The sequence below is a fragment of the Thermodesulfobacteriota bacterium genome, assembly GCA_034189135.1.
In the GTDB taxonomy this organism is placed as follows: domain Bacteria; phylum Desulfobacterota; class Desulfobacteria; order Desulfobacterales; family JAUWMJ01; genus JAUWMJ01.
This window is the reverse complement of the sequence record JAXHVO010000082.1, coordinates 49,056-58,643: the sequence shown is the minus strand read 5'-3', so window position 1 is coordinate 58,643 and position 9,588 is coordinate 49,056. Positions and strand designations below refer to the sequence as shown.

The window sequence follows — 9,588 nt, the reverse complement described above, 5'->3', positions numbered from 1 at the left end:
CTTTAACGAGTTGCCAATGCAAGTAAATTATGCATTTTCTGGAAAATCTTCGTTTTACTTCTATGCGATTTTACATCGTAAATTCAAACAGTTTTCAATTGTCGTTCAGACACTAACTATAAGAAGCGGATGGATTTATTACAATATTTCAAGTTGATAGAAAAAAGCTTAAGAATAATATTGAGAAAAATATTTTATGGACTTTTATCATAATTAGATATAAAGATAAATAGAAAACCTCCATGCAATTGAAACAAGTTGTTTAGACTACTTCTTGTATTAACCACAGGAAAAACCATATGACTGACCATACAATTCATATTGATGTGCAACCCCTTAGAGTAAAATTAAAAACTACAGTCCGTCATTCGTCTGCAACCAGAAATGAAGGGGAAAGCGTCTGGGTTAAGGCGGAAAGAAATGAAATTGCCGGGTACGGAGAAGGTTGTCCTAGATCTTATGTGGCTGGTGATGATCTGGAATCAAGCGTCAGATGGGCACGGGAAAATTTTTCATCCGGAAAAGTCAATTTCAATACTTTTGAGGATATAATAAGGTGGACAGAAAAAAACAGTAATCTAATAGACCGGTATCCCTCAGCCTGGTGTGCAATAGAAATGGCGTTGCTGGATTTGTTTTCCCGGGAGAAGAATTGCAGTGTTGAAACATTGGTCGGCATGAAAGGTTGCAGGTATCGCGGTCGATACACCGCTGTTTTAGGTGACGATCAGAAATGGAAATTTACTAATCAGGCAGAACAGTATATTATCCGCGGAATTTCGGATTTTAAAATCAAGATAAATGGTTCACTGGAAAAAGATAGAGAGAGATTAAAAGCACTTAAAGACTTGTGTAAACATCATAATGTTCGGAATGTGCGTATTCGTTTAGACGCAAATAACTTTTGGGCAGGACGCTCAGAAGAAGCGATAAATTATTTAAATGCATTGAACTGTCCAATATTTGCCATTGAAGAAATGGTTGGTTCCCATGATACCGAAGATATAAGCAAGGTCAGTTTAGCCACTGGATTACCTGTCATACTGGACGAAAGTCTTTGCACATTCAATGATTTATCACACTACATAGACCTCCCCGGAAAGTTTATAGCAAATATTAAAGTTTCAAGAGTTGGTGGGATTATAAGGGCGCTCAGACTGATTGAAGAATTGAAAAAACTGGGCTGGCCTATGATAGTTGGTTGTCATGTTGGGGAAACATCGCTATTAACACGAGCGGCTCTCATTCCAGCTTACGCAGCAGGGGATAGTCTTATAGCCCAGGAAGGCGCTTTTGGAGACTACTTGGTGGAAAAAGAGCCGGTTGATCCTATTCTGAAATTCGGCCAAAATGGGATATTGGATTTAAGTTATCCATATTATCTGGAAACTGTTCGAGGTTTTAAGTTAATACCGAAGGAAAACTGGAACATCGGTTTCGGTATGCAGTGCCGAATGCCTGATAGTATGGACCCTGACAGATAAATTATTTTAATTTATGAAATACCTTAAGGGGTTGATAATGAAATATTCCGTTTCATAAGTCGGTCATAATTTATAAGCTGAACCTATGAGTTATAGCAAAAACAAATAATGATTTACTTTTTATCTACTTAGACAATACTTATTTTCTGTTTTTAGGTATAAGATAAATATGGCTGAAAGACCTCGCAAAAAAAACGTTCAGATTCTCAATGCAAACACGGATATCACTTTACAAGAAAAGGAAGAAATTTTCCAAGCCACCCCGCAAGCAGCTGAAGCAAGCAATATTGGAACAGGCAAACAGCTTACTAAAGAATACCTGATTAATAAACTCAACTTCATCAACTTTCAAGATAGCACCATCCTTATTAATTTTAAACACATAAAATATGATCTGTCTATTTCCCTTCACGCCATGCCAAAACCCTGCTCTGGAAATCAGTTGGACTGTGTTTGGGTGGAAACAGATGGAATTGATAATAAAATACACTCCTATAAATTCAAAGACTTTTCGCTAGTAGACGGTACTAAACTTATTTCAGTGACACCGGAAGTGTCCGGCATGAATAATAAGGGAATAAGTTTTATACTGCCTGAAACATGTTATGAAATCAGTTATCGAAAAGTTGCCAGACATTCATGTGAAGGGATAAATGTTCAGTTCATCCAGAACAGTTCATTTTTTTATGGGATCCTCATAGATTTCAACGCTGTGTCTTTCTGTGTCGAACTCACAGCAGTACCTCCCCAGACCTTTCAGTGGCTTGATAAGAGTCTTAAAGTGAATATTATCTTATCCGACGAGAGTGAAACATTATACGGTGGGGAATGTAATATAATTAAAAGCACCGGAGGGCGTAAAACGAGACAATATATTCTTGAACCTTTGGAGCGCCAGATACAAAGATATCAGCAGAAAGATCACCGCAGCAAAAGACAGAAAATTATGCCTTCACCTGATATTGTCTTCAGGCATCCTTTTACCAAAAAACTGGTCAGATTAAAAGCCACTGATATATCGGGGTCCGGTTTTTCAGCTGAGGAAAAAGAGAATATGGCTGTGCTTTTACCCGGAATGATCATCCCTGAAGTGGAGCTTAACTTTGCAGACAAGTCATCGATCAAATGTAAAGCCCAGGTTTTATATAGACAAATCTCCTGCGGAGACGAAAGAGGTATACGGGTCAAATGCGGCATTGCTGTACTAGACATGCGACTTGAAGACAACATGAAACTTTTATCTATTTTGCATCATGAAAAAGAAAGCAATGCATATGTTTGCAACAGGGTGGACATGGATGATTTGTGGGACTTCTTTTTTGAAACCGGTTTTATTTATCCAAACAAATATGAATTTATTCAAAAAAATAAAGCGAAAATCAAAGATACCTACGAAAAACTTTACACCCAAAATCAAAACATTGCCCGACATTTCATATATCAGGACAAGGGCCGCATTCTTGGCCATATGGCTCTGGTACGTTTTTATAGCAACACATGGTTGATTCACCACCATGCGGCCAGGAAAGCAGCTCTGAACAGGGCGGGACTTATTGTATTGAACCAGCTCGGAGATTTTGCTTATAACTGTCACAGGCTTTATTCTCTCCATATGAGTTTTCTTATAGGCTATTTCAGACCCGATAATAAATTTGCTAACCGGGTTTTTGGAGGAGCTGCCAAGAATATAAAAAATCCAAAAAAATGTTCAGTAGATGCTTTTGCCTATTTTCATTTTGAAAACACACCTAGTATTAAACATGAGGTATCAGGACAGTGGGAATTGACCGAGACCCGGCGTGAAGACCTTGTGGAACTGGAAAAATTTTACGAACACGAATCCGGAGGGCTCATGTTGTCTGCGTTAGACCTTGAGCCGGAAATGGATGATCTTGATGAGCTCGTAAAAGAATATCAAAGGTACGGTTTTAAGAGGAAAAAATACTTGTTTTCATTAAAGATGAACAAAATGCTCAAAGCCATTGTCCTGGTAAACATATCAGATATCGGTTTAAATCTGTCTGATCTTACTAATGGCACCAAAGTGATTGTTTTAGATAATGATGAGCTTTCCCGGGGAGTGCTTTATTGGATGCTTTCATTGGTTTCAGAAAAGACAGGGCAAGAAAATGTATCCATACTTCTCTTTCCTGCTGTATATGCGGAGCAAAAGGCAATTCCCTTTGAAAAAATTTATAATCTGTGGATCTCAAGAACACAAAATTCAGACGAGTATTTCAGTTATGTTGATCGCCTGTTGAGATTTACTTAATATATATGATTTTTTATTGGTATCCAGCCTAATCATTCATAAGAATTCAATGATGAAATGGATCGAAGTAAAAGTAATTTTTGCTTGTCCTGCCAAAGAATTAGCCACGGATCTTATTTCAAACATATTTTATGAGTTAGGGCTTAAAGGGGTGGTTGTTGGAGACCCTGACATTAAACCGGCTGAACAACGGGGAAATAAAGATAAAATCAGTCCGGGTGATATTTCAGTCACCGGTTATATCCCGGAAGATAAACAGAGCCAAAAACATCTGAAAATTATAAAAGAAAAGCTATCCGCACTTGAAAAGGAATGGGGGATATTATCCAAAAGTATCTGCCGTACAATAGACGAACAGGACTGGTCTGAATCATGGAAAGAATTTTTCCACCCGCTCAAAATCACCCAGAAAATAGTGATCAAACCTTCATGGCAGGACTATGATGCCAATCCGGATGACCTTATCATTGAAATTGATCCGGGCATGGCTTTCGGAACAGGCACCCACCCCACCACAGCCTTATGCATCTCGATGATAGAAAAATATATCAAACAAGGTGATACCTTTTTAGATATCGGAACCGGTTCCGGCATACTGATGATCGTGGCAGCAAAGCTCGGCGCCCGGAAGGTCTGCGGTATAGATAATGATGAACTTGCCATAGACATTGCTGAAAAGAATCTAATACTTAATGGAATAGAAAATAAACATTTCAAACTAATGCCCGGAACTCTTACCGATAACGTAACTGAAAGATTTGATTTTGTTGCTGCCAACATTTTAACAGAAACCATATTGATTTTACTGGAAAGTATAAAACGTGTTCTTAAAAAGAGAAGTGTCTTTATCTGTTCAGGCATAATAGAAAAAAACAAAGACAAGGTGATTAAAAAGATGGTTGCATCCGGTTTTAAAATTAAAGAAATAGTTAAACGGGAAGAATGGGTTTCAATTGTCGGTGTTTTGCAGATGATTAGATTGTAGGTAAAAGTTTGAAGGTGGAAAGTAGAGGGAGAAAGCTTTTAGGGACAAATCATGCGCGATCACACAAAACTTAAGGCATTTGTGTTGGCCGACGAGGTGGTAATGATGGTTTGTCAGATGACCACAGAGTTTCCTAAATCGATTCATTGAGGTAACTGCACTATCAGCTAAGTTTGTCCAAACGTTTAGAATTCTTTCACAATCAAGATTCATCTCTGCTTGAAGCAAAGATTGTCGAAACAAAGAAGGTCTTGAATGGTTTAATTCGAGCGTTGCGAGATGATTGATATATTTCATCCCTCAGCCTTCCACCTTCTAGCTAAACACTTAAAAAAAGGAGGTAACTGGTGGCGAAAAAAAATCATGGGATAAAAGACTTAACGATGTTTGCAATGGATGTGATTAATAATTTAGGGGAAAAAGCGCTTTCTTATTACGGCAGAGGTAAGCCCCATATTAAATTCGATGAGAACCTTGTTACAGAGGCCGAAATCAGCCTGACCGAATCTTTTTCCGATCAGCTCCATTCTCATTTCCCTGAGCATCTGGTGTTCAAGGATAACCTGGAACTTACCGATTACTCCCATGAAGAAAACAGGTATTTATGGATCTTTGACCCCATAGATGGGGTTGCCAACTTTCAGGCGGGAATCCCCATTTGGGGAATGTCGCTGGCGCTTATTGAAAATTTCTGGCCGGTCTTCGGTGCATTCTATATGCCTGCCACCGGTGACCTTTTTCATGCCCAGGCCGGCAAAGAGGCTTTCCAGGGAAGCGAAAAGATACACATTTCAACTTCGGAGGCTTTTAATGACGAAAGCCTTCTTTTAACTTACTCAAGATTTCACAATCATTACAACTCCAATTTCCCTGGCAAAATGAGAGCGTTAGGATGCACAAGTGCTCATGTTTGTTATATTGCCATGGGCCGTGCCGATGCGGCTGTGATTACCAATGAGTCCTTCCAGGATCTTGCTGCTACCCGTGTGATTATTGAATCCGCCGGAGGAAAAATATTTAAAACCGATGGAAGTGAATTTTTCCTGAACGAGCATTTAAACGGAGAAAGAATTAAAGGACATCTTCTGGTCGGCAACCCGGACAATTTTTCGCAACTTAAGGATTATCTTCAAAAAATTTCCTGAAATATGAACAGCTCCGACGTTTCTGCAACACATATAAAAATTAGCAATGTTAAACGTCTAAAGGCGCTTTCGGAAAAAGAAATTAAAGATAAAGTCAGCGATTACTATACAAAATATTTTGCAGTGTACCACCTGCAGAGCCTTTCCCAAAGCAATCCCGACGTAATTGACCCGGAAACCATTGCAACCGTACACGACCTTCTGAAAGATCCTCAATATTCAGGACAGCGACAGGGCCTTTTTATTTTCCGACAGGCGGCTGAAACGCTTGGATCTATTATCATCCATTCCGATACAAAATACCTGGCCGAAATGGCTCTTTCCGCCATAAAAAATGTCCTGAAAACAACCACCGGATATGCGCACAGGGCTTGTGCTGAAACCCTGGGAGCTTTTCCTTTGAATATCAGCGGACCCAGCTTAAGGGATGCCGATATTAAGCGCATACCACTTGTGAACTGGCAGGAAATATCGAACAATCATTCCACCAATGGTATGCCGCCTGTCTTTTTCGGCAGAAGTCTTGCCATTCCGCTTGATAGTGCCAACCGGATGCTCGTACTCAAATTTGCCAGAAATAAGGACACTCCCCAGGACCTCCTCCAAGAATCCCTCTGGATGGAACATCTTCATCTGGCAAATTATTCTTTCCCCCTTAAGTTTAAGATCCCCCGGGCTATGAAGTTTAAAAATTCCCATGTCATCAGAATAAAAAATCTGCCTGCAAAATTACCTGAAAAGATCGATTTTCACCGGAAAGGATATGCCATAGGCTTTGTTGCCCACAAAGACTATTTTAGCTATCCGAACGATTTCAACAAGGGAAAACAACTCACTGAAAACCGGTTCAAAGAGGTGATCTTCCGCAATGCCTGGCTTTTGGGCGAGTTAACTTCCACAGGGATTATCCATTATGCGCCCATCCCGCTTTTCCACAACAGGGTTCAAAGGAACCGAAGGAGGGATCGGGGCGTTTATGAATGGTTTCGGGCTGGAAGACTCGACCGGTGGCTGGAGTCTTGCCTGTTTCCCAATTTTGGCCTTACAGGCATCAGGGATTTTGAACACTTCGTTTCGTTAAATGGCTATAACATTTATCGTCATATTGGCAATCATTTTCTAAGCCTGCTGCTGGTAACCGGCAGTTATTTCCGCATAAAGGATATCAACCGAATCGGTTTCGATAAAAACGGTAAACCCATTGACACCCGTGATCTCTTCACCAAACCGTTATTAAAAAAATTGATCCAGGGCATATTTTTAAATTATTTTCATGCTTTTACAAAAACAAATTTTACCGGCGAGCTTCCTCTTAACGTCGACGAACTTAGTTTGAGAATGATTGAAGAGATGGGAGTTGATCGTCATATGGAAGAAATATTCAGAGTTGCTGATCAAGAGGAAATGACGGATACGGAATTTAAGCGGTTTTTAAAAAATAGAAACTACTCTGATGAAGAAATCAATGATTTTCAAAAGGGAGAAAAAGATATCATCATCATGAGCGGTCCCCACCTTGGCGAATTTAACCATGATATTTCCCTGCCTGAATTGATCGAAGCAGTTGAAACAATGTCGGCATTATGTATCGCTGGAAAGTATCTACAAGGAAAAAATATTGACGGGGTTGAAAAAAAATCGGAAATGAGCAACAATGCGTACGTTGCCTGACAATAAAATATATTTATCAATTTGTAACCGTTCACCAAACATTGAAACTATAAAATAGAAATTGGAAATTTGGCTCAGATAAAACGTTTCATTAGATGCGTTTTCCATACCATGGTTTGAATTTCTTTAAATCTGCCGAATTTCCCATTTCAAGTTTCAAGCTGTGAACCACTTCATCTATTTAAAGCGAAAGGAAAAAAACTATGGCGAAAAAAAAACAACCCGCTGACAAGAAGGCACCGGCAAAAACCAAAAAAGCGCCTGTAAAGGCAAAAAAAGCACCGGCAAAAAGCAAAAAAGCTCCGGTAAAGGCCAAGAAAACCGCAGCACCTGTGAAGAAAGTCTCCAAAAAGGCAACAAAAGCTCCGGCAAAGGTGATAAAAACTGCGGCAGATCCAAAGAAGACAACCACCCGATCGAAAAAAGCATTTTCGGTTACCGAATTTAGTGAGATGACCTATTTGACTGAAAAAGGCGTAAACGATTGGCTAAAACAGGGAAAGCTCAACGGCGAAAAAGACGATAAAGGCAACTGGCTGGTTGACGCTACCAGTCTTCAGCTTCCTGTTATGAAAAATTTAATTCGCTGATATATCAGTTAGTTATCAGAGAACTACTTCGACTGTCACACACCCATGAAGTCTACTATAAATGGTGGCATGGCGCAGTTGCAGCCTGAATTCATCTGTGAAGAGGAAACAGAATGAGGATTAACTGGAATACAATCTGCAAAGCATATCCGGTAAACAAAGAGATGATCTGGCTCAACAACTGCGGCACCACACCTGCGGGAAACCATATCGTAAAGACTCTTTCCCGATTCATCGAAGGTTATGCTAAAAAGGGGGTTTTGACTGAGACCGCCGTTTATCCTGAGGTTCAGCATAATATAAAAAAAATTCTGGGCAATCTGTTAAATTGCTCTCCTGATGAGCTGTCACTTATACACAACACAGCTGAAGGTATGAATTTTATTTCCCACGGGCTGAATCTTTCCAGCGAAGATGAAGTTATTCTGCTGGAAAACGAATACCCCAGCAATATTTACCCCTGGAGACACCTTGAGGAAAAAGGGGTAAAGCTCGTCATTACCCCCATGGAAAGCTCCCCTGAAGCCTTTTTTAAAGCCTTTGAAAGGTCGATTACTAAAAAAACCCGTGTGGTTTCACTATCGGCTGTACACTGGTGCACCGGAATGCCTTTTCCTTTAAATCAGGTTGGGACCCTGTGCAGGGAAAACGGGATCGATTTGGTGGTGGACGGTGCCCAAGGGGTGGGGATGCAACCCATTGATATCCAAAAAGACAACATTTCCTACATGGCTTTTTCCGCATGGAAATGGTTATTGGGCCCCTTGGGAATGGGAATTCTTTTTGTTGCCAAAGAAAAACTTCCGCTTCTCAAACCGGTATTTATCGGAACGGATTCGGTGGTAGGGGCCGAAGAATATCTACCTTACAAATCGGAACTCAAACCATCGGCTGATCGATTCACTTTTTCTACCGCCAATTTCAATGACTGGGTATATTTAGAGGCTTCACTTAAATTTTTGTATGATATCGGGTTTGTTTCCGTACGTGAAAGAATATTCGAACTGAGCGCCCGCTTAAGCAAAGGGCTGACTGACATAGGCTTTAATGTTTTTTCAAACCAGTTTCCATCTTACCAAACAGGAATTGTGGCCTGTGAAAAGCATGGAGTCAATCCAGATGTCGTTATGAGCCATCTTAAAAGAAATCAGATCGTGGCTGCCAAGCGTCTGGGAAGAGTCAGATTTTCTCCCCATGTATATAATTCCAAGAAACAGATAAATGAAGTCATTCGTGTGCTTGAGAAAGTCTGAAAAAATATTTTCGCGCGAACCCTAAGTACATATATTCTTAAATACGATTACATATCATGCTTTATTTTCACCACAAAGCCGCAAAGCACACAAAGAATCTATTTTGATATAAAACATATTGTTGCAGCAATATAAACGCTGATTGATTCTCTCTTGCCGGCGTCCCTGTCCCGCAACGAGCGGGGTCA

Annotated in this window: 7 protein-coding genes; all 7 read left to right on the top strand. The window is 40.0% G+C overall.

Translation table 11 applies throughout. The features are described 5' to 3' along the window. Positions 1–299 precede the first annotated feature (299 nt). The 7 genes from SWH54_12485 (at position 300) to SWH54_12455 (ending at position 9,400) form a co-directional block, all read left to right on the top strand. Positions 300–1,484: an enolase C-terminal domain-like protein gene (locus SWH54_12485; GenBank protein MDY6792076.1), complete on the top strand. Its 1,185-nt coding sequence runs from the start codon at positions 300–302 to the stop codon at positions 1,482–1,484. 169 nt (positions 1,485–1,653) lie between these two features. After that, a complete protein-coding gene (locus tag SWH54_12480) occupies positions 1,654–3,756 on the top strand; it encodes a PilZ domain-containing protein (GenBank protein ID MDY6792075.1) in 2,103 nt (700 codons plus the stop codon). Between the two features lie 49 nt (positions 3,757–3,805). Then, the gene (gene prmA, locus SWH54_12475; protein ID MDY6792074.1) at positions 3,806–4,741 is read left to right on the top strand and encodes a 50S ribosomal protein L11 methyltransferase; all 936 of its coding nucleotides are present in this window, start codon (positions 3,806–3,808) and stop codon (positions 4,739–4,741) included. Between the two features lie 347 nt (positions 4,742–5,088). After that, complete coding sequence (locus tag SWH54_12470) at positions 5,089–5,886, top strand: inositol monophosphatase family protein (GenBank protein MDY6792073.1); 798 nt, start codon at positions 5,089–5,091, stop codon at positions 5,884–5,886. Positions 5,887–5,889: 3 nt separating this feature from the next. Further along, the gene (locus tag SWH54_12465; GenBank protein ID MDY6792072.1) at positions 5,890–7,557 is read left to right on the top strand and encodes a SidJ-related pseudokinase; all 1,668 of its coding nucleotides are present in this window, start codon (positions 5,890–5,892) and stop codon (positions 7,555–7,557) included. A gap of 203 nt (positions 7,558–7,760) precedes the next feature. Next, the gene (locus tag SWH54_12460; GenBank protein ID MDY6792071.1) at positions 7,761–8,147 is read left to right on the top strand and encodes a hypothetical protein; all 387 of its coding nucleotides are present in this window, start codon (positions 7,761–7,763) and stop codon (positions 8,145–8,147) included. A gap of 113 nt (positions 8,148–8,260) precedes the next feature. Beyond that, the gene (locus SWH54_12455) at positions 8,261–9,400 is read left to right on the top strand and encodes an aminotransferase class V-fold PLP-dependent enzyme (protein MDY6792070.1); all 1,140 of its coding nucleotides are present in this window, start codon (positions 8,261–8,263) and stop codon (positions 9,398–9,400) included. Positions 9,401–9,588: the final 188 nt, after the last annotated feature.

Excerpts from the sequence above, each read along its gene's own strand:
- SWH54_12480 (MDY6792075.1), top strand. The coding sequence starts at position 1,654 with ATGGCTGAAAGACCTCGCAAAAAAAACGTTCAGATTCTCAATGCAAAC.
- SWH54_12455 (MDY6792070.1), top strand. The coding sequence starts at position 8,261 with ATGAGGATTAACTGGAATACAATCTGCAAAGCATATCCGGTAAACAAA.
- prmA (MDY6792074.1), top strand. The coding sequence starts at position 3,806 with ATGATGAAATGGATCGAAGTAAAAGTAATTTTTGCTTGTCCTGCCAAA.
- SWH54_12460 (MDY6792071.1), top strand. The coding sequence starts at position 7,761 with ATGGCGAAAAAAAAACAACCCGCTGACAAGAAGGCACCGGCAAAAACC.
- SWH54_12465 (MDY6792072.1), top strand. The coding sequence starts at position 5,890 with ATGAACAGCTCCGACGTTTCTGCAACACATATAAAAATTAGCAATGTT.
- SWH54_12485 (MDY6792076.1), top strand. The coding sequence starts at position 300 with ATGACTGACCATACAATTCATATTGATGTGCAACCCCTTAGAGTAAAA.